The organism is Mesorhizobium sp. P2_E10 (assembly GCF_056404235.1).
Genome location: NZ_JBFUEK010000001.1, coordinates 355,794 through 378,702 on the forward strand (window position 1 = coordinate 355,794; position 22,909 = coordinate 378,702).

Here is a 22,909-nt window from a genome sequence, read left to right on the forward strand (position 1 = left end):
CGCTGCGCGGTCACCCTCCCCACAAGGGGGAGGGTAAGGGCGCCTTGAATGCACTTCGGACCCCACCTCCTCCTCGCCGCCCTCGAAGGCCTCGTCACCTCCGCCGTGCTGGCGCTGACGGCGCTTGGCCTGTCGCTGGTGTTCGGCGTCATGCGCGTCGTCAATGTCGCCCATGGCGAGTTCTTCATGCTGGGCGCGGTGCTGGCCTGGGCGATCACCACGGCTATCGGCGGCCATCCGGCACTCGGCTTCCTCGCCGCGCTGGTGCTGGCGCCACTGATCGTCGGCGCCATCGCGCTCGTCGCCGAACGGTTGGTGCTGCGCCGGCTCAACTACAATCCCGAAGCCACCATCGTCGCCACCATCGGCATGCTCTACATCATCCAGCAGCTGGCATTGACCTTCTACGGTCCGGAGGCGCGGCCGGTCGAGCCGCCCTTCAGCTACCGCATTCTTCTGCCGTGGTTCGGGTATTCCGGCTATAAGCTTTCGATCATCGCCGCCTCGGCGCTGCTGCTTGTCGCGACATGGTTCGTGCTGACGCGCACCAGGATCGGCCTCGTCATGCGCGCCACGCAATATGACAGCGAGACGGCGCAGGCCTTCGGCATTCCGGTTGGCCGGGTTTATGCCGGCGTCTTCGCGCTCGGCGCCATGCTGGCGGCCGTCGCCGCCGTGCTGATCGTGCCGATCAGCCAGGCGCATTACCTGATGGGGCAGGACCCGCTGCTCTTGTCCTTCATCGTCGTCATCATCGGCGGCCTCGGCTCGCTGCGCGGCACTGTCGTCGCGGCCGTGCTGATCGGCATGTCGGACGGCATCATCTCGGTGTTCTTCTCGCCGACCCTGGCCAAGATCATCGCCACGATGCTGGTGGCGATGGTGCTGGTGTTCCGGCCGCAAGGCCTGTTCGGGACGGCGTCGCGATGAGCGAAGCTTCGCCGGTGAAGGCCTATGCGCTGCATCTCGGCGTCATTGCCTTGCTTTTCGCCTTGAGCTTCGTCTTGCCCGATTATCACCACGGCCTGCTCGCCCGCATCATGGTGCTGGCTGTCTTCGCCATGGGCTACAATATCCTGTTCGGCTATGTCGGCCTGCTCAGCCTCGGCCACGCCATGTTCTTTTCCGCCGGGCTCTATGGAGCCGGCCTCACCGTCATTCATCTCGGCTGGAACGTGCCAGCCGCCTTTGCCGCCGGGCTGGCCTGCGGCGCGGCTCTTGCCCTTGTTATCGGCCTGCTGGCACTCCGCACCACCGGCGTCGCCTTCATGATCGTCACCATGATGTTCGCGCAGGTGTTTTATCTCGTCATCCTCTATTTCGCCTCATGGACCGGAGGCGACCAGGGCATGGTCGTACCGCAGCCGGCGCGCGTGCTCACCTTCGGGGCGACATCGCTCGACCTCACCGATCCGACCGTGCGTTACATGACGGCACTGGTGCTGTTTTCGGTCGTGTTGATGGTCACGCTGGCCATCGTTCGCTCCCGCTATGGCCGCGTGCTGGTCGCCATCCGCGAGAACGAGGAGCGGACAAAAATGCTCGGCTACGACACCTTCTCCAACAAACTCGTCGCCGTGGTCGTCTCGGGCACCATCTGCGCGGCATCGGGCGCCGCCTACGCGCTGTTGTTCGGCTATGTCGGCTCGAGCTTCGCCTCGGTGCAATATTCCATCCTGCCGCTGCTCTGGGTGCTGCTCGGCGGCGCCGCCACGACGCTTGGGTCGCTGATCGGCACGCTGTTCATGTACTATGTCACCGACATCACCAGCGGCTTCACCTCCGCCTATCTGCTGATCGTCGGCATCGCCCTCATCCTGCTAGTGCTGTTTTTCCCCAAGGGCATCCTGGGCAGCATCCGCCAGCGCTGGCTTGGGTGGTTGCCATGATGCCGCTGCTGACCACCAAGGGCCTGTCGCGCAATTTCGGCGGCCTGCGCGCCGTCGACGGTGTCGACTTCCAGTTGATGCCGGGCGAGATCCGCGCCGTCATCGGCCCTAATGGCGCGGGGAAAACCACCTTCGTCAGCCTGGTCAGTGGTCGCATACAGCCGTCTTCCGGCATGATCGTCTTCGACGGCGCCGACATCACCAACCAGCCGGCCTATATCAGGGTTCGCCAGGGCATCGCCTACACCTTCCAGATCACCAGCGTCTTTGCCAATCTCTCCGCCTACGACAATGTCGCGCTGCCGGTGCAGCGCACGCTGACCGATGGCCGCTCGAAAGGCGCGGTGCGTGCCGGCGTCATGGCAGCGCTCGAGCGCACCGGCCTCGCCGACCGGGCCCACATGCCGGCCGGGCAATTGTCCTATGGCCACCAGCGCCTGCTGGAAGTGGCGATGGGCCTGGCGCTGAAGCCGCGCCTGCTGATCCTGGACGAGCCGACGCAAGGGCTGGCCGACAGCGAGATCGACAATTTCATCACCCTGGTGCGCGAGATCGCCAAAAGCGCCACCGTGCTTTTGATCGAGCACAACATGCCGGTGGTTATGCAATTGGCCGACCGCATCACTGTCTTCAACGCCGGCAAGATACTCGCCGAAGGCACGCCCGAGCAGGTCCGCGAAAACGCCGATGTGCAGGAAGCCTATCTGGGGACGGTGCATGACTGAGGCGCTCACCATCTCCGGGCTCGACTGCTTCTACGGCGAAGTCCAGGTGCTCTATGGCCTCGATCTGGTGCTGAACACGGGCGAGGTGCTGTGCCTGTTCGGCCGCAACGGCGCCGGCAAGACGACGACGCTGAAAGCGATCATGGGCCTCGTCCCGGCCAGCGCCGGTTCGATCAGGCTCGACGGTAAGGAGTTGACCGGCCTGCCGGCGCATGAAGTGCCGAAGGCCGGCGTCGCCTATGTGCCGCAAGGCCGGCGGCTGTTCGCCGAGATGACGGTGGCCGAAAACATCGAGATCGGGCTGATGGCGCGCGGCAAGGGCAAGGCCGTGCGGGAAAATGTCCTCGACCTTTTTCCATTGCTGCGCCAGCGACTGCGCCAACGCTCCGGCACGTTGTCCGGCGGCGAGCAGCAGATGCTGGCCATGGCGCGGGCGCTGTGCATCGAACCACAGGTGCTGCTGCTCGACGAGCCGACCGAAGGGCTGATGCCGTCGATGATCGCCAAGATTCGAGAGACGGTGTCGAAATTGCGCGAACGGGGTGTGTCCACGATCCTCGTCGAGCAGCGCGTCGATGCCGTGCTGTCGGTCGCCGACCGCGTCTGCTTCATCGAGAACGGCCGCAACCGCGAGACCGTCGATGTCGAGGAATTGCGCGCCGACCCATCAGCGGTGCGCCGCTATGTGGGGGTGGGGTAAACTGCGAAGTCTGAGCGGCAGCGCCAGGAGACAGGCGGTTGCGCCGCCCCTCATTGCCCTGCCGGGCATTTCTCCCCGTGAACGGGGAGAAAGAAGCTGGCCGTGCCTTCGGCGCTCATTCTGCAAGGCTGGCGATTGGCGAAATCGGCGATGACAGCGTCCTTCTCCCTTTCACGGGGAGAAGATGGCGGCAGCCAGATGAGGGGCGGCGCTGCCGGCAGAAATCAGTGCGCCATTCTCACCCAAAGAACAGAAAGCCAGCGATCAAAAACGTCGGGATCAGCACCGCGCCCGACCACGCCATATAGCCGAAGAAGCCCGGCATCTTGACGCCGCGATGCCTGGCGATGGCGTAGACCATGAAGTTGGGCGCGTTGCCGATATAGGTGTTGGCGCCCATGAACACCGCACCGGCCGAGATCGCCGCCAGCGTGGAGGCGGCCTCGGTCATCAGATGCTGCGGATTGCCGCCGGCGAGTTCGAAGAACACCAGATAGGTCGGCGCATTGTCGAGGAAGGACGACAGTGCGCCGGACAGCCAGAAATAGGCAAGGTCGTTGGGTTGGCCCGAGGGCGCGGTGACCAACGCCACCAGCGGCGACAGCGCCCCGTCATGGCCCGCCCGCAGGATAGCGATGACCGGCACGATGCAGATGAAGATGCCGGCAAACAGTTTTGCGACTTCCGCGATCGGACCCCAGGTGAAGCCGTTCGCCTCGCGATGGCTCTTGCGCGACACGGCAAGCGAGACGAAAGCGAGCGCCAGGATGACGGCGTCGCGCACCAAATTCTGCAATTCGAGGCTGACGCCGAGGACTGAAAAGCTCACGCCCGGCTTCCAGGTCGCCGAAAGCAGGATCGCGCCGACCACCCCGGCCAGCAGCGGAATGTTGGGCAGGCCGCGGATGCGCACTTTCGTATCGGGCGTCGTGTCCTTGATCTTCGGCGCACCGCCCTCGCGGCGATGCAGCACGATGTCGATGGCCAGGAAGACAAGCAGCACAAGGCCGCCCGTCAGCAGCGTCTCGCGCCAAAGGTTCACCGTCGTCCAGAAGAAGTCGACGCCGCGCAGGAAGCCGACGAACAATGGTGGGTCGCCCAAGGGCGTCAGTGAGCCGCCAATGTTGGAGACGAGAAAAATGAAAAAGATGACGACATGGGCGTTGAACGGCCGGTTGTCATTCGCGCGCAGCATCGGCCGGATCAGGATCATCGAGGCGCCGGTGGTGCCGATGATCGAGGCGAGGATCGCCCCCACCAGCAGCAGCCCGGCATTGACCAGCGGTGTGCCGTGGATGTTGCCGGCCACCAGAATGCCACCCGCAATGGTGAACAGCGCAAACAACAGGATGATGAACGACATATATTCGGTGAGCAGCGTGTGCAGCACCGCTTGCGCTGCCGAATTCATGCCGAAGGCGAGTGCCAGCGGCACCACCACCAGCGCTGCCCAGAGCGCTGCGATCTTGCCATAGTGATGCTCCCAGACATGGGGAAACAACAAAGGCCCGGTGGCGATCGACAACAGCAGACCGGCGAAAGGCAGCCCCCACCACAGCGACATGGCAGCGCCGGGCAGGTCGTGTTCCTCGGCCGCCAAGGCCAGTCCCGGAAACAACATTGCAACAGCCACCGCAGCGCCTGCCGTCAAAGCTGTCGCCCGCACCGCATTCATGGTCTGTCAGTCCGATGCGTGGTCTTCAAGGCTTACGCCGGCTTCGCGCATTCGCTTCAGCATCGTCTCGACCGAGCCGTTGAGATTGATACCGCGACAGGCGTCGAGCCGCACCGTGGTCGCAAAACCGTGTTTGACCGCGTCGAGCGCCGAAAAGGCGACGCAGAAGTCGGTCGCCAGGCCGACCAGGGTCACGCTATCGACTCCGCGCTCCTTGAGATAGCCGGCAAGCCCGGTCGGCGTCGTGCGGTCGTTCTCGAAGAAGGCCGAATAGCTGTCGATGGCCGGGCGGAAGCCCTTGCGGATCACCAGTTCAGCCTTGGTCCAGGCGAGGCCCGAATGGAAATCCGACCCAAGACTGCCCTGGATGCAATGGTCCGGCCACAGCGTCTGCGGGCCGTAGGGCATGTCGATCGCCTCGAAAGGCTGCTTGCCGGGATGGCTGGAGGCGAAGCTCGAATGTCCCGCGGGGTGCCAGTCCTGCGTCAGCACGACATGCTCGGTGCGCCGGATCAAATCGTTGACCAGCGGCACGATCTCATCGCCGCCGGTGACCGCCAGCGCGCCACCTGGACAAAAATCGTTCTGCAGGTCGATGACAACAAGCGCTTCGTCGGCCATGGGGCCTCCCTCTTTTGTCTCAGGCTCCAGTGAAGAAATGCCGCTGATGCGACCGGCTGCAGAAACTTGACCAGATGGCCGGCGGCGTCAACCTCCAGCGGCATAACAAATGCTTGTCCGGAGCGTTGATGCGGACAGCAGCACAAACTCTGGCTTTGACAATTCCTGCCGGCTTGATATCATTTGCATACGAATGAATTCGACCGGCTCGCACGCTGGCAGACTCCTCGTGAAAGCCCTTTTTCTGGAAAGCTCTTTGGAAGGCTCTTTGTTTTTGGAAGGCAAAGCGTGATCCGTTACGCGAAACCCACCACGGTCGACGAGGCGCTCGCTCTGCTTGGCGAGGGCCCGTGGCGCATCCTTGCCGGCGGCACCGATTTCTATCCGGCGCAAGGCAGCAAGCCGTTTCGCGACAATGTCCTCGACATCAATGGCCTCGCGGCGTTGCGAGGCATCACTGAAACCGAGACCCATTGGACGATCGGCGCGCGCACGACGTGGACCGATCTCGTCCGCCATCCCTTGCCGCCGGCTTTCGATGCACTGAAGCAGGCGGCGCGCGAAGTCGGCTCGGTGCAGATCCAGAATGTCGCCTCGATGGCCGGCAATCTCTGCAATGCCTCGCCGGCCGCCGACGGTGTGCCGCCCTTGCTGGTGCTCGATGCCGAGATCGAATTGCGCTCCGCAGCGGCGACCCGCACCCTGCCGCTGGCAAAATTCATCCTCGGCAATCGCCGCACCGAATTGCATCCGGGCGAGATGGTCACCGCCATCCGCGTGCCGAAACAGGCGGGCTTGGGAACGTCGACCTTCGTCAAGCTCGGCGCCCGGCGTTATCTCGTCATCTCCATCGCCATGGTGGCCGCGCGTCTGGTTGTCGAGGACGGTATCGTCAGCGAAGCAGCCGTCGCTGTCGGTTCTTGCTCGGCGGTCGCCAAACGTCTCGCCGGCGTTGAGGCAGCCTTGCGTGGCCAACCTGACAACCCTGCGCTCGCCGCTGCGGTCCAGTCCGCACCGATGGACGAGTTGGCGCCGATCGGCGATGTGCGCGGCAGCGCCGAATACCGGCTCGACGCGGCGCGCGAGATCGTCGCCCGCGCCGTGCTTGCCGCGGTCGGGCACAGCGCCGGCGACAAGGTGGCGGCATGAGCATGGAACGTGCCGATATAGCCTTCAAAATCAACGGCGCCGCCGTTTCCGTCCGCGTGCCGCCGGTCCGCCGTCTGTCCTCGGTGCTGCGCGATGAATTGCGCCTGACCGGCACCAAGGTCGGCTGTGATGCCGGCGATTGTGGCGCCTGTACGGTGCTGGTCGACGGCAATCCTGTCTGCGCCTGCCTGGTGCCGGCGGCCTCGGTGGCCGGCGCTGCGATAACCACGGTCGAGGGCCTGGCCAACGGAAAACTGTCGGCGCTGCAGGTCTCATTTCTCGAGCATGGCGCGGCGCAATGCGGCATCTGCACGCCCGGCTTGCTGGTTGCGGCGACGGCTCTTCTCGACGAGAAACCGTACCCAACCGAAGCTGAAACCCAGGATGCGCTGGGCGGCGTCCTCTGCCGCTGTACTGGCTATCGCAAGATCATTGCGGCGGTCATGGATGCGTCGCGCCACGTCAACGGCCTCGACCACCGCATGCCGCAATCCGGCCATGCCGTCGGCGCGTCGCCGATCCGTCTTGATGGCCAGCCAAAGGTCACCGGCGGCGAGAAATTCGGCGGCGATTCCTTCCCGGCCGACGCGCTTGCCGTGCTGGTGGTCCGCTCGCCGCACTATCATGCCGGGTTCACCTTCGGCGATCTCGATGCCTGGGCAAGAAATCATCCTGGCATCGTCGGTGTCTTCACCGCCGCCGATATCCCGGGAAAGAACTGCTTTGGCGTCATCGGCCCGTTCGCCGACCAGCCGGCTCTGGCCGAAGGGTTTGCGCGCTTTCGCGGTGAGGCGGTGGCGCTGGTTGGCGGCGAGCGCGAGGCCATGCTCGATCTCGACCTTTCAGACTTTCCTGTTTCCTGGACCGAACGAGCGCATTTCCTGCAGCCCGGCGAAGCACAGGCCGGCGGCGCGAAGCTGATCCACGACCACCGGCCGGCAAACCTGCTCACCTCCGGCTTTGTCGAGCGCGGCGATCCCGACGCGGCGCTCTCCGGCGCCGTCGTCACGGTGTCCGGCGCCATCGACACCTCCTATGTCGAGCACGCCTATATCGAACCGGAAGCCGGCTATGCCTATATGGACGGCGACACGCTGGTCGTCGTCGCCTGCACGCAGGCGCCCTATATGGACCGCGACGACACGGCAAAGGTGCTCGGCCTCTCCGTCGACAAGGTGCGTATCGTGCCGACCGCCACCGGCGGCGGCTTTGGCTCGAAACTCGATGTTTCGCTGCAGCCTCTCATCGGCCTGGTGGCGCTGAAGACCGGAAGGCCGGCCGCACTCACCTACACCCGCAATGAATCGATGATCTCGACCACCAAGCGCCATCCCGCTGAGATGAAGGCGACCATTGGCGTCGATGCCGATGGCCTTGTCACCGGCATGATCTTCGCCGGCGATTTCAACACCGGCGCCTATGCCAGTTGGGGGCCGACTGTCGCCAACCGCGTTCCCGTGCATGCCTCCGGTCCTTATGCGACGCCGAATTATCGCGCCGAGGGCCGTGCCATCCACACGCATGGTCCGATCTCCGGCGCCTTCCGTGGCTTCGGCGTGCCGCAAGCGACGATCATGCAGGAAACCCTCTACGACGAACTGGCCGAAAAGCTTGGCCTGGACCGGCTGGCGTTTCGGTTGAACAACTGCCTTCGTAACGGTTCCGAAACGGTTACCGGCCAGAGGCTGGAGTCGGGCGTCGGCATCGCCGAGTGCCTCGAGGCCTTGCAGCCGCACTGGGCGCGCGCGCTTGCCGATGCCGCTGCCTTCAATGCTGCCAATGAGAAGCAAAGGCGCGGCGTCGGCATTGCGTCCTGCTGGTATGGCTGCGGCAACACCTCGCTGCCCAATCCCTCGACCATCAGGGTCGGCATCTCGCCCGCGGGCGAGGTCATCCTGCATCAGGGCGCCGTCGACATCGGCCAGGGCTCCAACACCGTCATAACCCAGATCTGTGCCGACGCGCTCGGCCTGCCGCTGGACAAATTCCGGCTGAAAAGCGCCGACACCGCGATCAGCCCCGACGCCGGCAAAACATCGGCCTCGCGCCAGACTTTTGTCACCGGCAAAGCCGCCGAAAAAGCAGGCCGCGCCTTGCGCGAAACCATCCTGCGCTTCGCCAATGTGTCGGAAAAAGCGTCCCTGCATCTCGATGGGCCGGCAATCGTCATTCGCGAGGGTGAGGCCACCCGCCGCATCGACCTTGCCGCCCTTGATGTCGATGCCGGCGGCTTCGTCTTCCGTGCCGAGGAAACCTATGATCCGCCGACGCTGCCGCTCGATGCCAAGGGCCAGGGCAAACCCTATGCCGTCTATGGCTATGGCGCCCAGATCGCCGAGTTGGAAGTCGATCTCAAGCTGGGAACAGTGAAGCTGCTGAAAATCACCGCCGCGCATGATGTAGGCAAGGCGATCAATCCGCTGCTGGTCGAGGGCCAGATCGAGGGCGGCATCGCCCAAGGCATCGGCATGGCGCTGATGGAGGAATACATCCCCGGCCGCACCGAAAACCTGCACGACTATCTCATCCCGACCATCGGCGACGTGCCGCCGATCGAGACCATCCTGATCGAGGTCCCCGATCCCGAAGGTCCATTCGGCGCCAAGGGGCTGGGCGAGCATGTGCTGATCCCGACGGCACCGGCCATCCTCAATGCCATCCGCCACGCCACCGGCGTGGTGGTCACCAAGGTTCCGGCGACGCCGACCCGCATTCGCGCTGCCATACGGGAGAAGGAGGCACGCCAATGAGCGAACTTGCCGAGCGTTTCGAAACCCACGATCCCGGCGAAAAGCAGGTGGCGGAAAAGATCCGCTGCGATGCCTGTCCGGTCATGTGCTACATCGCAGACGGCCGCACCGGCGCCTGCGACCGCTACGGCAATGTCGGCGGGAGGATCGTGCGCATGGATCCGCTGACCATCCTCGACCACGCGGCCGAGACCGGCGGCGCTGTGGTGCCCTTCGTTGCCGAAGGCGAGGCCTGGGACGGCGAACTGATCAACACCGGCCGCCGCTTCGTCACCGCGATCGGTGCTGGCACTACCTATCCCGACTATAAGCCGGCCCCGTTCATCGTCAGCCAGGAAGTCGAAGGCGTTGATCTGGTGACCGTGGTCACGGAGGGCATCTTCTCCTATTGCGGCGTCAAGGTGAAGATCGACACCGACCGCCACCTTGGTCCGGAGACCGCCATCGTCCGCTCCCAGGGCGAGGCGATCGGCCATGTCACCACAGGCGAATACGGCTCGCAGATGCTGTCGCTGGGCGGTGTGCATCATTTGACCGGCGGCTCCAAGGCTGAGGGACGCGCCACTTGCGATGCGCTGCTCGATCTGTGCAACCGCAAGCCGGTCGAACTTGTCATCGATGGCGGTGCGACCATCATCGTCGAAGCCGGCAAACCACCTGTCATCGACGGCAAGGTCGAGCACCGCATGCGCGTCGGCTGCGGTTCGGCCACCATCGGCATGTTCGCCACCCAGTGGCGCGGTCTGGTCGACGAAGTGGTGGTGGTCGACGATCACATCACCGGCGTCGTCTCCGAGCATCAGGCCGGCAAGGTGCTGGGCTGGCAGGATACCGGCATCAAGATCATTGGCCGCCGTTCGACGCCCGGCCGCTATTTCAAGGTCTCCGAACCCGGCCTCGGCTGGGGTGGCACCTCGATTTCCGACCCGCTGTCGATCCTCGGTGAATGGAATTCCAAGAAAGGCGCGCATCCTGGCCTGTCGCTGCTGATGGTCTCGACCACCGGCGAGCAGTTTGCGTATTACGAGCTCGACGACGATTTGAAGCCGGTCGAAAAGCCGTTCCCGGAGCGGCTGCAGAAATCGGTCGGGCTGATCGAGGACAATTGCGAGCCCGCTTTGTGCACCGTGTTGTTCATCGGCGGCGCCGGCGGCTCGCTGCGCGCCGGCGTCACCGAAAACCCGGTCAACCTCACCCGTTCGGTGCAAGGCCTGAAGACCTACGTCACCGTCGGTGGTGCCCCGGTCTATGTCTGGCCGGGCGGCGGCATCACGCTGATGGTTGACGTCACGCGCGTACCGGAAGGCGCTTTCGGCTATGTCCCGACCCCGGCGCTGGTGGCGCCGATCGAGTTCACCTTGCGTCGCGACGACTATATCAGCCTCGGCGGCTACGAGGTCGAGATCCGCAGTGTCGACGACATTGTCGCCAAGGGCGGCGAGTACCTCAACCCGCGCCGCGGCGCGGGTGCGGCAGTACAGAACCCGTGGCCGCCGCTGGCGCAGTTGCGCCGCGCCGGCTCGAACGGGGCCGGGTGATGCAAGGCCCGCAAGTGCACTGGCTGCAGGACGGCAAGCGGCTGCATCTCAACCATGGGCCGATCGACCTGATCGTCGAGGCCTTCGGCGAGGCGGATGAGTGTCGTGCCGCCTATGCCCAGGCCGTCGAGCGCTTCCAGACGATCCTGGTCGAGTTGGTCGAGGAGCTTCCCGAATTGCGGCTCCCGGCATTTTTCCTGGCGCCGCGCGCCTTTGACGGCCCGACGGCGCGCCGCATGGAAGCAGCCGTCATGCCCCTGGCGGAAGGCTTCATAACACCGATGGCCGCTGTCGCTGGGTCGGTAGCCGACGAAATGCTTGCCGCACTGCTTGCCGGTCGCAAGCTCGATCGCGCCTATGTCAACAATGGCGGCGACAGCGCTCTCCATATCGGCAAGGGCCAGTCGATGAACCTGGCGATCGCCGGCACCGGCAACGGTATGGCCGACCGCATCACCATTCGCTCTGAAGACGGTGTGCACGGCGTCGCCACCAGCGGTTGGCGTGGCCGGTCGTTTTCGCTCGGCATTGCCGACGCCGTCACTGTGCTGGCGCGGACTGGCGCCGAGGCCGATGCGGCGGCGACGCTCATTGCCAACGCCGTAGACCTGCCCGGCAATCCTGCCATCAAGCGCATTCCCGCACAGGAACTGTCGCCCGACAGCGATCTCGGCGCGCGGTTGGTGACACAGGCCGTCGGCACGCTTGCACTTGGCGAAGTGGCGCGGGCGCTGGACAATGGCCTTGCTGTCGCCGAAGATTTTCGCAGGCGCGGCCTGATTGCCGCATCGGCGCTGTTTCTGGGCGGTGAGGCCCGCATCAGTGGTTCCATGGTGCTTGCCGCGTCCAACAAAAGTCCAGGGAAGGAAGTTGCGCATGCCTGAGTTTCCGATCCGCAAGATCGCGGTTCTGACCGAAGAGATCTTTCACGATGGCGGGCCGGTCGCCGCGGCGCCGCACCGACGCGCCGCCGCTGTGGCGCTGGTGAAAAACCCGTTCGCCGGCCGCTACGTGGAAGGGTTGCAGAGCGCCATGGACGATCTGAAGCCGCTTGGCCTGCTGCTCACGGATAAGCTCATTGCCGCCTTGGGCGGTGACGTGAAACAGATCGACGGCTACGGCAAGGGCACGATCGTCGGCTCGTCAGGTGAACTCGAGCATGGCGCGCTGTGGCATGTGCCGGGCGGCTACGCCATGCGTGAGCGGCTCGGCGGCGCCAAGGCGATCGTGCCGTCAGCAACCAAGGTCGGCGCCTTCGGCTCGCGGCTCGACGTGCCGCTCGGCCACACCAACGCCGCCTATGTGCGCAGCCATTTCGACGCCATGGAGGTCGGCATCAGCGACGGGCCGCGTGCCGACGAGATCCTGTTCTGTCTCGCCATGAGCTGCGGCCCGCGCGTGCACGACCGCATGGGTGGACTGGCGGTTGGCGACATCAAGGCTTGGGACGGTTTGCGATGAGCGGCGGGGACAATCTGCTGAAACTGGTGGAGGCCGAAGAGCCTGACGAGCATGACTACCGCTTGCAGGAGCAGGTCGGCTTCATCCTGCGCAAGGCGCACCAGCGCCATGTTTCGATCTTTGCCGCGCGTATCGCCGACCTGACGCCGCCGCAATTCGCCGCTCTGGCCAAGCTGCACGACGTCGGCGAAACCTCGCAGAACCAGCTCGGCACGCTGATCGCCATGGACGCGGCGACGGTCAAGGGCGTCATCGACCGGCTCAAGGCGCGTGGCCTGGTCGACCTCACCAAGCACGAGGTCGACAAAAGGCGCCTGCTGGTCAACCTGACCGCCGAGGGCCGTGATGCCATCGAGCGGCTGATTCCGCTGGCCCGCGCCATCACCGAGGAAACGCTGGCGCCGCTGTCGGCCAAGGAAGCCGCGACTTTTATGAAGCTACTGTCCAAGCTGGCGTGACCGAGCCACCCTTTGAACTTGCGAGGCTCTTACGCTCGGAAATGCTGGCGGACAGCCACCAGATCAAGCTCACCACGGCCACGGAAACGTAGCCATCAAGGGCATAGTGCCAGCCGGTGTAGACAGAGCCGAACAGGATCAACACGGCAAACACCCATCCCCCGACACCGCACCAGCGATTGAGCCGCGCAAGGTAGAAGGCGTTCAACGTAGCAATAGCCACATGCATGCTCGGCATCGCCGATATTCCCGTGCCCAATTCAGATGACCCTGCCCTGTAGTTCTGCAGCAGGTATTCGGAATGGCGCACGATATGTTCGTTGTAAGGATAGTGCCGCAACGCCTCATAGAGGTCGGCAAAGCGGGTCTCGTTGAGAAGCTGATCGTAGAAGATCGGTCCAACTGAAGAGAACAGCGTCGCCAGAAACGTGCCAATCACCGCGGTGGTCAGTGCCAACGCCACGAGATAGCGCTGATGCAGAGGCTGCCTGGTATGGAACGCGGCAAGGAACGCCATTCCGAACCATTCGAAAAACCACGTCCCATAGTAGGTTCGCGAGACGATCCAGGAGGTCATCTCGGAATCGACGGAATGCGCAATTTTCCAGGGCGGGCCACCATGTAGAAAGTCATCGATGTCGGCCATCGCCTTGTCGCCGTAGAAGGGCACGAAGGTTGGAATGTTCAGCTTGTAGGTGGTGAATGCGGCGAGACCGAGCGCGAAGGTGGCGACGACGAAAACGGCCAGCATCCCTCGGCGGCGGATTATGTCTATCATCGCCCGAACCGGCTGCTTCGGCGCAGCAATGACTCCAAGAGGGAGGACGATTGCGAGAGCAATCATCCAGCCGTAGAGGGCGAGCACCAAGAAATAGGTTGGGGCCATTTCGATAAAGGTTGCCGGCCAGAGCGCCAGAGCGCCGGCTATGTAGCAAAAGCAAAAAGCCAGCACGAGAAGAACGGTCCGGGGCGGCCGGGCGGACACAATGTCCTCGGCTTCGACACGCGCACCAGCCACCGCTTGCGTAGATGCGCCCATGATCCCTCTCGCAATCAGTGTCGGGTCAACCTCTTCAGTATAGTGCCAACCTAATCTCCCGAAATTAATATGTTGTTGCTCAGGTGTATCGAAACAAAGTATTAGCAAAGACTGAACAAACTTATTAGATTTGTCTAAATAATGTCGGGTAGGCATTCGCATTGTTGGATTGCTTTGCAACGCGGCTGTGCTGTCAAACCGGCTAAGGCCGAAGCATCTTGTCTGCTAAGCCGTATCGTTAGCCGGGCCTGACATCCTCGGCGACCAGCATAGTTGAAGGGCGGATTGGCGCGCCCTCGGTGCCAAGCCCGAGCTTCGGCCAAATGACGCCGCGACATTCATGACGATGCTGGCGAAATTGGCCTGATCTTCAGGCGCGAAGCCGTGTCCCTTCCGGATCGAAGAACGGTATCGGCGCCACCACCGCGCGGGTCGGCACGCCGTCGATGTCGACGCTGAGTTCCGTGCCGATAGCGGTCAACGGCAGCCGCAGATACGCGGTCGCCAGCACTTTGCCCAGCGAATAGCCGTGGTCGCTATAGGTGACGACACCGGCATCCTCGCCATCGGCCAGAACCCGCGCATTCATTGCAGCCGGCTTGTCGCCATCGAGGATCAGTCCGGTCCAGCGTTCGTCGAGGCCCTTGTCGCGGGCCCTGAGCAGCGCCTCGCGGCCGATGAAATCGCCCTTGTCGAACTTGATCCAGCGGTCAAGCCCGACATGAAACGGCGTGCGGCTCTCGTCCATGTCGATGCCATGCGCCGGATAGGCCTTTTCCAGCCCAAGCGTGAACATCGCCAGCACGCCATAAGGCTTCAGGCCGAAATCCCGGCCAGCCCGCACCAGCGCGTCCCAGATCGAAGTGGCTTCGTCGGCCGGCACGAACAGTTCGAAGCCGAGCTCGCCGGTCACGCCGGTGCGCGAGATCAGCACTTTGGTCTCGCCGACGCGCCCTGATGTGAACGCCCAGCGTTTCAGTCCATCCAGGTCGGCGTCCTGCACCAGCGCCTTCAGCAGTTCGCGCGAGCGCGGCCCCTGTATGGTCGGGAAGGCGATGGCCGCGGTGATGTCGGTGACATAGGCCTTTCGCCCCTGCGCATGATGCAGCAGCCATGGCAACATTTTGAGCCGATTCACCGATCCGGTCACCAGCATGAAATGCTCCGCTCCGAGCCTGAACACGGTGAGGTCGTCCATGATGCCGCCGTCGTCGCGGCAGACGGTGGAGTAGCGCACCTGGCCCGGTTTCATGGCGGCGGCATCGTTGACGATGACATGATTGACCAGCGCCTCGGCCTCCGGCCCTTTGATGTCCATCTTGCCCATGGTGCTGAGGTCCTGGACACCGACATTCAAGCGGGTGTTCAGATGCTCGTCGGCAATGCCGGAATAATATTTGGCCGAGACGAAATCGCCGCCGACCCGGCCCATGGTCGCGCCCAGGCCGACGATGCTGTTGTAAAAGGGGGAGCGCCGTTCGGCCAAGAAAATTCTCCGTCATTCATGAAAAACGGCAGCGCCGGGCGGCGCTGCCGAGGTCGGATCGGTGAAGGGATTAACTCCCGTAGACGTCGAACGAGAAGTATTTGTCGTTGATTTCCTTGTATTTGCCGTTGGCGCGCAGCGCGTCGATCGCGGCATTGAGCTTGTCGGTCAACTCCTTGTTGCCCTTCTGCAGCGCGATGCCGACGCCGGGGCCATGGATGGCCGGGTCCGGGGCCAAGGTGCCAAGCAATTTGCAGCAGGCGCCCTCGGGCTTCTTCAGCCATTCGGTCAGGATGATCGAGCCATCCATCACCGCATCGAGGCGGCCATTGACCATGTCGGCACGGGCGTCATCGCCGGTCGGATAGGGCTTGATGGTCGAGCCCGAGTATTTCTGCTCGGCGAAATTCTGGTGGATGGTCGCGCTCTGCACGCCGAGCGCCTTGCCCTTCAAGTCCTCGGGCGAGGTGCCGGTGAGTGTCGAATCCTTGGGCACGGCAATGGCCGGCGGCGTCTGGTAGTATTTGTGGGTGAAATCCACCTTCTCGGCGCGTTCCGGCGTGATGGTGATGTTGATGATCGCATCGAACTTGCCGGCCTGCAGCGCCGGGATCGAGCCGTCGAAATCCTGCACGACGAATTCGCATTCGGTCTTCATCTCAGCGCACAGCGCCTTGCCGAGATCGATGTCGAAACCACCCAGCGTGCCGTCTGCATTGGCATAGTTGAAGGGCGGATAGGCGCCTTCGGTGCCGAGCTTGAGTTTCTTGTCCTGGGCGGAAGCAATGCCGGTGGCCAGAGCCATCGCGACGGAAGCGGCAAGCACGAAACGACCGAAAAGACGCATGATCCTGATCTCCTTTGACCGGAGAAGTCTACGGTCTTTTGTGCCCTCGTCGGAGACGGAAGCGACATGCTCGGCGGCGATCACGGCGCTGCGAACGCACGAAGGGGGCGCAGGTGGCGTCGCCATGCCGGTGAGACATCCCTAGCGCAGCTTCTTCTCCGCAGCGCTCAGGGCCGTCAGCCCTCGCAGAGGCGGTTCTCCGGCGTCGAGATAGGCCTGGATCAGCCGCTCGTCGTCAACGCCTTTGTAGGCTTGTGGGATGCCTCTGATCTGGGCAGCTATATCCCAATCGGCCGGCCGGGACTTTGGCCAAAACCATCGGCAATGCTCGACTTCGACCCAATGGTGCCGACGCCAGAGACAGAGCTGCAAACCTTCGTCGTCGTAGCCGAACTCGACACCGCAACAATCGCAGATCAAGTATGAACGGTCATTACCATCCTCGCCCCATGGCATGTCCGGGAAATGGCTCAGTCCGCAAACGCGGCACTTGAACTTATCCTCGACCACCCCCGAACATCTCCCTGGCCTGCTCCTCCGTATAATAGCCAAGCCTGACGTCTTCGGCGACCAGTTTCGGGTCGCGCTCAAGCGGATCGCCATAGCCGCCGCCGCCCGGTGTCCCGACGCGCACGCGGTCGCCGGCCTTCAGCGCGATGTCCTGTTCCTTGGACAGATGCGGCGGCACATGCTCCTCGCCGGCTCGGAACACGGTCACTGTGTTGACAGCGCCGTCCTTGCCGCCGAGCGCGCCTTGCGGGCCAAAGCGGCCATGGTCCATCACGAAGGAGGCGCGGGCATCGCCGCGCAGGATCTCCACCTCATAGGCAAGCCCAAAGCCGCCGCGATGCTTACCGGCGCCGCCCGAGCCTTCGCGCAAGGCGTAGTGGCGGTAAAGCACGGGAAATGCCTGCTCCATGATCTCGACTGGTGGCGATTTGGAAATGCCGATGGTCGAGCAGCCATTGGTCAGGCCGTCATGGCCGGCATTGCCGCCATAGCCGCCGCCGGAGATCTGATACATGACATAGTCGCGACCGCGCGCCGGATCGTTGCCGCCGAGCGCGAAATTGCCGCTCGAGCCGGCCGGCGCCGCCGTCACCTTGTCCGGCAGCGCCTGCACCATGGCCGCAAACACCGCTTCGGCGATGCGCTGCGACACCTCGGCCGCGCAGCCCGACACCGGCCGCGGGTACTTGGCATCGAGGAAGGTGCCTTCCGGCCGCTTGATATTCAGCGGCTCAAAGGCGCCGGCACTGATCGGCACATCAGGGAAAATATGGCGCATGGCGAGATAGACCGATGACAACGTCGTCGCCAGCACGCTGTTCATCGGCCCGGCACAGGGTTTTGATGAGCCGGTGAAATCGAAAGTCAGTGTGTCGCCCAGTTTCTCGACCGCCAGCGCGATGGTCAGCGGCTCGTTGACCACTCCATCTGAGTCGACAAACGCCTTGGAATGGTAGGTACCGTCGGGAATGGCCGAGATGTTGGCGCGCATCTGTTCCGCCGCACGGCGGCGCAACTCGGCGATCGCCTCGACAACTGTTTCGTCGCCGTAACGGTCCAGGATTCCATTCAGCCTATCCTGGCCGATCAGCAGCGCCGCGGCTTGCGCGCGGATGTCGCCGATGCGCTGGTCGGCGACGCGGATGTTCGAGCAGATGATGGCGTAGATCTCGGGATCGAGCACGCCCTTCTTGAACAGCTTGACCGGCGGCAGCCGCAGCCCTTCCTGTTCGACAGCTGTTGCCGATGCGGAGAAGCCGCCCGGCACCGAGCCGCCAATGTCGGGCCAGTGGCCGGTGTTCGACAGCCAGCAAAATATCTTGCCGTTCCGGTAGATCGGCATGGCGAAGCGCACATCCATCAGATGCGTGCCGCCGAGATAGGGATCGTTGACGATGTAAATGTCGCCCGGTTCCGGCGCCAGGCAGCGTCCGTCGGCGATCATCTCGATCACCGTCTTGGTCGAATACTGCATGACGCCGACGAATACCGGCAGGCCCTGGCTGCCTTGCGCGATCAGCGAACCATCGACGGCGGAATAGATGCCGTCAGAGCGGTCATTGGCTTCGGCGATGACCGGCGAAAAGGCGGCGCGTGAAAAGGTCAGGTCCATCTCGTCGCAGACCTGCTGCAGGGCCGCCTGGAGGACCGAAAGCGTGATGGCGTCGAGCTTTTGCATCTCAGGCCTCGCCGATGTCGATGATGATGTTGCCGTCAGCGTCCGAGCGCGCGCGGTCGCCGGGTTCGAGCACGGTGGTCGCGTCCATCTGTTCGAGGATCGCCGGTCCTTCGATGACAGCGTCGAGCGGCAGTTTTTCGCGCGCATACACCGGCGTCTCGTACCAGGTTCCGGCGTACCAGACCGGCCGTATCTCGCGCCGCGCTTCGTCAAGCGTTTTGGCGCGCCCCGCCGGATCGATCAGTCGCGACAGATCGATCGCCGGCCGCACGCCGGTGACCGAAGTGTTGAGGTTGACCAGATTGGCGCGGATCTCCGGCAACTCGACCTTGAAGCGGGCGAAATAGGCTTTTTCGAAAAGCTGCTGCAACGTTGCGCGGGTCACCGACGACGACGGCAGCGGCACGTTGATGATGTGGGTCTGGCCAACGAACTGCATGTCGGCGGAGTGGGTGACGCGGATCGTCTCTGGCGTCACCGCTTCCTTGCCGATCAGCTCCTCACCTTCGTTTCGGTGCCGTTCCAATACCTCGCGAAGCTTGGCTTCGTCGAGCATGGCGACCGGCTGGTTGATCGTGTTGACGAAGTCGTGGCGCAGGTCGGCGACGACGCAGCCGAGTGCGTTGGTGATGCCCGGACGCGCCGGCACCAGCACTTTCGGCAGGCCGAGCTCGCGCGCCAACGCAGTCGCATGCAGCGGCCCGGCGCCGCCAAAGGCGAACAGCGCGAAATCGCGCGGATCGTGGCCGCGCGACACCGACACCATGCGGATGGCGCCGGCCATCTTCATGTTGCCGAGCCGCAGCACCGCACCCGCCGCCTCGACGCCGGACAGGCCGGTTGCGCGGCCAATCTTGTTCTCGAAAATGCCGGTGACGCGTTCGACGGTGACCGGATTTTCGACCGCCAGCAATTTCTTCGGCGCCAGCCGGCCGAGCACCAGATTGGCGTCGGTGATGGTCGGCTCCAGGCCTCCGCGCCCATAGCAGATCGGGCCGGGATTGGCGCCGGCGCTTTCCGGGCCGATCTGGATCAGCCCTGCCGCATCGACGCGGGCGATCGAGCCGCCACCGGCGCCGACCGTATGCACGGCCACCATCGGCACATGGATCGGCATCGCATATTCGATCTCGATCTCGTTGGACACTGCCGGCTCGGCATTGCGGATCAGCGCCACGTCGGTCGAGGTGCCGCCCATGTCGTAGGTCACCAGGTTTTCGAAGCCGGCGCGTTTTCCCGTATAGGCGGCGGCGATGACGCCTGAGGCCGGCCCGGACATCACGGTCTTTGCCGATTCGCGGGTGACGAAGCGAGCCGAGATCATGCCGCCATTGCCGTTCATGATCAGGAAGTCGCGGGCGTAGCCTTTTGCGCCCAATTCCTTGCGCAGCCGCTCGACATAGCGCTCGAGGATCGGCTGCACCGAAGCGTTGACCGAGGCGGTCACGCCGCGCTCGAATTCGCGCGCTTCCGAAAGCAGCGCATGGCCGGTGGTGATGTAGCCGTTTGGCCAGAGTTCGGCGGCGATTTCGGCCGCGCGCCGCTCATGCGCAGGGTTGGCATATGAGTGGAGGAAATGGATGACCAGGGATTCGCAGCCGTCGGCGATCAACTGCGAAAGTGCCGCCCGCATCTCGGCCTCGTCGAGCGGAATGCGCACCGCTCCGGACGCTTCGACACGCTCGGACACTTCGAGCCGCAGATTGCGCGGAATGATCGGCACGAAAGTGCCGGTCATGCCGTAAGCTTGCGGCCGCGTGCGACGGCCAAGCTCGATCACGTCGCGAAAGCCGCGCGTGGTGATCATGCCGGTTTTCGCCAGCCGGCGCTCCAGCACGGCGTTGGTGGTGGTGGTCGTGCCGTGCACGATCAGGTCGATGCCGTCGATCGGAAATCCGGTGGCCCCGAGTGCCGAAACGACGCCGAATGCCTGGTTGTCGACCGTGGTCGGGGTCTTGGCGATATGCACCCGTCCGCCGTCGCGTCCGTCGATCAGAAGCAGGTCCGTAAAGGTCCCGCCGACATCGATGCCAGCGACGACTTTGCCAAGGGAATCGTGCGCCTGCGCCGAAAAATTCTCTTTCATTGTCGAAACCCGAAATATCAGGACTACGGATATGTCTCAGTTTGGAAAGCTGTTTCACACTGGCGTCTTGACGCAAATATCGTTTGTATACTAATAAATTCCGGACACAAGAGCTTACCGCTTGGCAGTGTGCAAACGGCACGCCGGAACCTGAATGGTTCGGGCGCGCTGGTGAAAGTTCGGCGCCCGCATCCTGAGTTGGGCCAGAAAGTTGGATTTGATGAACACCACATCCGCTCTCAACACCGCCGGCGCCCGTCCGCTGCAATTCCCGATTCCGGCCAACGTCTATGCCGAGACCGTTGTCTCGGTGAAGCACTATACCGACCGCCTGTTTTCGTTCCGCATCACCCGCCCGCAGTCGCTGCGCTTCCGCTCAGGCGAGTTCGTCATGATCGGCCTGCCCAATGCCGAGAAGCCGGTGTTCCGCGCCTATTCCATCGCCAGCCCGGCCTGGGACGAAGAGCTGGAATTCTTCTCGATCAAGGTGCCGGACGGCCCGTTGACCTCGGAGTTGCAGAAGATCCAGGTTGGCGACACCGTCATCATGCGCCAGAAGTCGACAGGCACGCTGGTGGTCGACGCGCTGACCCCGGCCAAGCGCCTGTTCATGATCTCGACCGGCACTGGCATCGCGCCCTTCGCCAGCCTGCTGCGCGATCCCGATACCTATGAAAAGTTCGACCAGCTCATCCTGACCCACACCTGCCGCGATACCGCCGAACTGACCTACGGTAGGGAATTGGTGGCGGCGTTGGAAAGCGACCCGTTGATCGGCGAGCTGACCGGTGGCCGCGTCACCCTTTACAATTCGACGACGCGCGAAGAGTCCGAGCGTATGGGCCGCATCACTGCGCTGATCGGCTCCGGGAAGTTCTATGCCGATCTCGGTATCGACAAGCTCAATCCGGAGACCGACCGCATCATGATCTGCGGCTCGATGCATATGCTCAAGGACGTCAAGGAACTGGCCGAAAGCCTGGGCTTCCAGGAAGGCTCGCTGCATCACCCCGCGACCTTCGTCGTCGAGCGCGCCTTCGTCGGCTGACCAGACCCAGGCATCTCAAAACCAGCACTTTTGACCACGCGGTCAAAAATCAGCTGTTTCCGCGGCCTTTTTCAGCTATGACCCTTTGAAAGACTCGTGAAGCATCAATTCACGAGCTATCTTCGGCGCAAGTCGTTGAATGAAAGGGCAGGAGATGAGCAGCACAATCCGCGAAGCCGATCTTGGCTCGCCCAAGGTGACGCCGTTGCCGGCGCGCGCCGCGGCCAACACGCCTGTCCCGCTCGACCATCGCATCGCCCGCAACCCCGGCATGAAGCTCGATCTCGGCTTCATGGAATCGGTGCGTAGCGTCAACCGTTCGGCACTCGAACGCCGCGTCGCCAGCCTGACCAAACGGCGCTCGATCAAGGCCGACAATCAGGCGGCCTGGCTGCTGCGCGCCGTTGCCTGCATGGACCTGACGACGCTGAATTCCAACGACACCGAGGAGCGTGTGCGCCGGCTCTGCGCCAAGGCGATCAATCCGTTCCGCCGCGACATCGTCGAAGGCCTCGGCATAGTGGGTGAAAAGATCCGCCCGGCGGCGGTCTGCGTCTATCATCCCTTCGTCGCCACCGCCGTCGACGCCGTGCGCGGCACCGGCATTCACGTTGCTGCCGTGTCCACTGCTTTTCCGCATGGCCTTGCCCCGCTTTCGACGCGCCTGCAGGAGATTGAGGCCTCGGTCAGGGATGGCGCCGACGAGATCGACGTCGTCATTCCACGTGGCTTGGTGTTCGGCGCCAAGTGGCGGGAGCTTTACAATGAGATCGTCTCGATGCGTGCCGCTTGCGGCGATGCGCATCTGAAGGTCATCCTAGGCACCGGCGACCTCGCCACGCTGCGCAATGTCATGCTGGCCTCGATGGTGGCGATGATGGCGGGTGCGGATTTCATAAAGACCTCGACCGGCAAGGAGAGCGTCAACGCGACGTTGCCCGTTGGCCTGGCCATGGTGCGCGCTATCAGGGCCTATTTTGAAGAGACCGGCTACCTCATTGGTTTCAAGCCGGCCGGCGGCATCTCCACCGCAAAAGCCTCGCTCGATTGGCTGGTGCTGATGAAGGAAGAACTCGGCCGCCCATGGCTGGAGCCCGACCTGTTCCGCTTCGGCGCGTCGAGCCTGTTGACCGACATCGAGCGCCAGCTCGAACATCATCTGACGGGCCATTATTCGGCCAATCACCGCCACGCGATGGCGTGAAACCCCCACCCCGATCGGCTTTGCCGATCGACCCTCCCCACAAGG

At 63.6% G+C, this 22,909-nt stretch carries 20 protein-coding genes; 12 read left to right on the forward strand and 8 right to left on the reverse strand.

Annotated elements, in window-relative coordinates; genetic code table 11:
- Nucleotides 1–48: 48 nt before the first annotated feature.
- From AC1D0N_RS01860 to AC1D0N_RS01875, 4 genes are read left to right on the forward strand one after another with little or no spacing between them, the layout of a single operon-like run.
- Nucleotides 49–930, forward strand: a complete 882-nt coding sequence (locus tag AC1D0N_RS01860; RefSeq protein ID WP_477240803.1) for a branched-chain amino acid ABC transporter permease — start codon at nt 49–51, stop codon at nt 928–930.
- Nucleotides 927–1,889 carry a branched-chain amino acid ABC transporter permease gene (locus AC1D0N_RS01865; protein ID WP_477240805.1) on the forward strand — a complete coding sequence of 321 codons (963 nt, stop codon included), beginning with the start codon at nt 927–929 and terminating at the stop codon, nt 1,887–1,889. The genes AC1D0N_RS01860 and AC1D0N_RS01865 overlap by 4 nt, the downstream gene beginning before the upstream one ends.
- Nucleotides 1,886–2,614 (forward strand): ABC transporter ATP-binding protein, encoded by a 729-nt coding sequence (locus AC1D0N_RS01870; protein WP_477240807.1) that lies wholly within the window; start codon nt 1,886–1,888, stop codon nt 2,612–2,614. The genes AC1D0N_RS01865 and AC1D0N_RS01870 overlap by 4 nt, the downstream gene beginning before the upstream one ends.
- A complete protein-coding gene (locus AC1D0N_RS01875) occupies nt 2,607–3,314 on the forward strand; it encodes an ABC transporter ATP-binding protein (protein ID WP_477240809.1) in 708 nt (235 codons plus the stop codon). The genes AC1D0N_RS01870 and AC1D0N_RS01875 overlap by 8 nt, the downstream gene beginning before the upstream one ends.
- Before the next feature lie 238 nt (nt 3,315–3,552).
- Here the strand turns inward: AC1D0N_RS01875 and AC1D0N_RS01880 are convergent, their stop codons facing one another.
- Complete coding sequence (locus AC1D0N_RS01880; protein WP_477241852.1) at nt 3,553–4,935, reverse strand: sodium:proton antiporter; 1,383 nt, start codon at nt 4,933–4,935, stop codon at nt 3,553–3,555.
- Between the two features lie 60 nt (nt 4,936–4,995).
- Nucleotides 4,996–5,610, reverse strand: coding sequence for a bifunctional nicotinamidase/pyrazinamidase (gene pncA / locus AC1D0N_RS01885; RefSeq protein WP_477240811.1), 615 nt, complete (start codon nt 5,608–5,610; stop codon nt 4,996–4,998).
- A 288-nt stretch (nt 5,611–5,898) separates the two neighbouring features.
- Between pncA and AC1D0N_RS01890 the strand changes: the two genes are divergently transcribed.
- The 6 genes from AC1D0N_RS01890 to AC1D0N_RS01915 are packed head-to-tail and all read left to right on the forward strand — an operon-like array spanning nt 5,899 to nt 12,966.
- Nucleotides 5,899–6,759 (forward strand): FAD binding domain-containing protein, encoded by an 861-nt coding sequence (locus AC1D0N_RS01890; RefSeq protein ID WP_477240813.1) that lies wholly within the window; start codon nt 5,899–5,901, stop codon nt 6,757–6,759.
- Nucleotides 6,756–9,509 carry a molybdopterin-dependent oxidoreductase gene (locus tag AC1D0N_RS01895; RefSeq protein WP_477240815.1) on the forward strand — a complete coding sequence of 918 codons (2,754 nt, stop codon included), beginning with the start codon at nt 6,756–6,758 and terminating at the stop codon, nt 9,507–9,509. Before AC1D0N_RS01890 ends, AC1D0N_RS01895 begins: the two co-directional genes overlap by 4 nt.
- Nucleotides 9,506–11,047 (forward strand): 6-hydroxynicotinate reductase, encoded by a 1,542-nt coding sequence (locus AC1D0N_RS01900; RefSeq protein WP_477240817.1) that lies wholly within the window; start codon nt 9,506–9,508, stop codon nt 11,045–11,047. The genes AC1D0N_RS01895 and AC1D0N_RS01900 overlap by 4 nt, the downstream gene beginning before the upstream one ends.
- Nucleotides 11,047–11,931 (forward strand): UPF0280 family protein, encoded by an 885-nt coding sequence (locus AC1D0N_RS01905; RefSeq protein WP_477240819.1) that lies wholly within the window; start codon nt 11,047–11,049, stop codon nt 11,929–11,931. Before AC1D0N_RS01900 ends, AC1D0N_RS01905 begins: the two co-directional genes overlap by 1 nt.
- Entirely contained in the window at nt 11,924–12,508 is a 585-nt protein-coding gene (locus AC1D0N_RS01910; protein WP_477240821.1) for an amino acid synthesis family protein, read from the forward strand. Before AC1D0N_RS01905 ends, AC1D0N_RS01910 begins: the two co-directional genes overlap by 8 nt.
- The gene (locus AC1D0N_RS01915; RefSeq protein ID WP_477240823.1) at nt 12,505–12,966 is read left to right on the forward strand and encodes a MarR family winged helix-turn-helix transcriptional regulator; all 462 of its coding nucleotides are present in this window, start codon (nt 12,505–12,507) and stop codon (nt 12,964–12,966) included. Before AC1D0N_RS01910 ends, AC1D0N_RS01915 begins: the two co-directional genes overlap by 4 nt.
- On the opposite strand, the gene AC1D0N_RS01920 is transcribed toward AC1D0N_RS01915, so the two are convergent.
- From AC1D0N_RS01920 to AC1D0N_RS01945, 6 genes are all read right to left on the reverse strand, one after another.
- A complete protein-coding gene (locus AC1D0N_RS01920) occupies nt 12,938–14,005 on the reverse strand; it encodes a phosphatase PAP2 family protein (protein ID WP_477240825.1) in 1,068 nt (355 codons plus the stop codon). The two genes, AC1D0N_RS01915 and AC1D0N_RS01920, sit on opposite strands and share 29 nt — an antisense overlap.
- 370 nt (nt 14,006–14,375) lie before the next feature.
- Nucleotides 14,376–15,491: an aminomethyl transferase family protein gene (locus AC1D0N_RS01925; RefSeq protein ID WP_477240827.1), complete on the reverse strand. Its 1,116-nt coding sequence runs from the start codon at nt 15,489–15,491 to the stop codon at nt 14,376–14,378.
- Nucleotides 15,492–15,561: 70 nt separating this feature from the next.
- Complete coding sequence (locus AC1D0N_RS01930; protein ID WP_477240829.1) at nt 15,562–16,338, reverse strand: ABC transporter substrate-binding protein; 777 nt, start codon at nt 16,336–16,338, stop codon at nt 15,562–15,564.
- A gap of 141 nt (nt 16,339–16,479) precedes the next feature.
- Nucleotides 16,480–16,848, reverse strand: a complete 369-nt coding sequence (locus AC1D0N_RS01935) for a hypothetical protein (protein ID WP_477240831.1) — start codon at nt 16,846–16,848, stop codon at nt 16,480–16,482.
- Complete coding sequence (locus AC1D0N_RS01940; protein WP_477240833.1) at nt 16,835–18,526, reverse strand: hydantoinase B/oxoprolinase family protein; 1,692 nt, start codon at nt 18,524–18,526, stop codon at nt 16,835–16,837. The genes AC1D0N_RS01935 and AC1D0N_RS01940 overlap by 14 nt, the downstream gene beginning before the upstream one ends.
- 1 nt (nt 18,527) lies before the next feature.
- Entirely contained in the window at nt 18,528–20,612 is a 2,085-nt protein-coding gene (locus tag AC1D0N_RS01945) for a hydantoinase/oxoprolinase family protein (protein ID WP_477240835.1), read from the reverse strand.
- A 220-nt stretch (nt 20,613–20,832) separates the two neighbouring features.
- Here AC1D0N_RS01945 and AC1D0N_RS01950 point away from each other — a divergent pair, with 220 nt between their 5' ends.
- Both AC1D0N_RS01950 and deoC read left to right on the forward strand, forming a co-directional pair.
- Nucleotides 20,833–21,660 (forward strand): ferredoxin--NADP reductase, encoded by an 828-nt coding sequence (locus tag AC1D0N_RS01950; RefSeq protein WP_477240837.1) that lies wholly within the window; start codon nt 20,833–20,835, stop codon nt 21,658–21,660.
- 154 nt (nt 21,661–21,814) lie between these two features.
- Nucleotides 21,815–22,864: a deoxyribose-phosphate aldolase gene (gene deoC, locus AC1D0N_RS01955; RefSeq protein ID WP_477240839.1), complete on the forward strand. Its 1,050-nt coding sequence runs from the start codon at nt 21,815–21,817 to the stop codon at nt 22,862–22,864.
- The last annotated feature ends 45 nt before the right edge of the window (nt 22,865–22,909 follow it).

Excerpts from the sequence above, each read along its gene's own strand:
- AC1D0N_RS01860 (WP_477240803.1), top strand. The coding sequence starts at position 49 with ATGCACTTCGGACCCCACCTCCTCCTCGCCGCCCTCGAAGGCCTCGTC.
- AC1D0N_RS01865 (WP_477240805.1), top strand. The coding sequence starts at position 927 with ATGAGCGAAGCTTCGCCGGTGAAGGCCTATGCGCTGCATCTCGGCGTC.
- AC1D0N_RS01870 (WP_477240807.1), top strand. The coding sequence starts at position 1,886 with ATGATGCCGCTGCTGACCACCAAGGGCCTGTCGCGCAATTTCGGCGGC.
- AC1D0N_RS01875 (WP_477240809.1), top strand. The coding sequence starts at position 2,607 with ATGACTGAGGCGCTCACCATCTCCGGGCTCGACTGCTTCTACGGCGAA.
- AC1D0N_RS01880 (WP_477241852.1), bottom strand. The coding sequence starts at position 4,935 with ATGTTGTTTCCGGGACTGGCCTTGGCGGCCGAGGAACACGACCTGCCC.
- pncA (WP_477240811.1), bottom strand. The coding sequence starts at position 5,610 with ATGGCCGACGAAGCGCTTGTTGTCATCGACCTGCAGAACGATTTTTGT.
- AC1D0N_RS01895 (WP_477240815.1), top strand. The coding sequence starts at position 6,756 with ATGAGCATGGAACGTGCCGATATAGCCTTCAAAATCAACGGCGCCGCC.
- AC1D0N_RS01900 (WP_477240817.1), top strand. The coding sequence starts at position 9,506 with ATGAGCGAACTTGCCGAGCGTTTCGAAACCCACGATCCCGGCGAAAAG.
- AC1D0N_RS01905 (WP_477240819.1), top strand. The coding sequence starts at position 11,047 with ATGCAAGGCCCGCAAGTGCACTGGCTGCAGGACGGCAAGCGGCTGCAT.
- AC1D0N_RS01910 (WP_477240821.1), top strand. The coding sequence starts at position 11,924 with ATGCCTGAGTTTCCGATCCGCAAGATCGCGGTTCTGACCGAAGAGATC.
- AC1D0N_RS01915 (WP_477240823.1), top strand. The coding sequence starts at position 12,505 with ATGAGCGGCGGGGACAATCTGCTGAAACTGGTGGAGGCCGAAGAGCCT.
- AC1D0N_RS01920 (WP_477240825.1), bottom strand. The coding sequence starts at position 14,005 with ATGGGCGCATCTACGCAAGCGGTGGCTGGTGCGCGTGTCGAAGCCGAG.
- AC1D0N_RS01930 (WP_477240829.1), bottom strand. The coding sequence starts at position 16,338 with ATGCGTCTTTTCGGTCGTTTCGTGCTTGCCGCTTCCGTCGCGATGGCT.
- AC1D0N_RS01940 (WP_477240833.1), bottom strand. The coding sequence starts at position 18,526 with ATGCAAAAGCTCGACGCCATCACGCTTTCGGTCCTCCAGGCGGCCCTG.
- AC1D0N_RS01945 (WP_477240835.1), bottom strand. The coding sequence starts at position 20,612 with ATGAAAGAGAATTTTTCGGCGCAGGCGCACGATTCCCTTGGCAAAGTC.
- AC1D0N_RS01950 (WP_477240837.1), top strand. The coding sequence starts at position 20,833 with ATGAACACCACATCCGCTCTCAACACCGCCGGCGCCCGTCCGCTGCAA.
- deoC (WP_477240839.1), top strand. The coding sequence starts at position 21,815 with ATGAGCAGCACAATCCGCGAAGCCGATCTTGGCTCGCCCAAGGTGACG.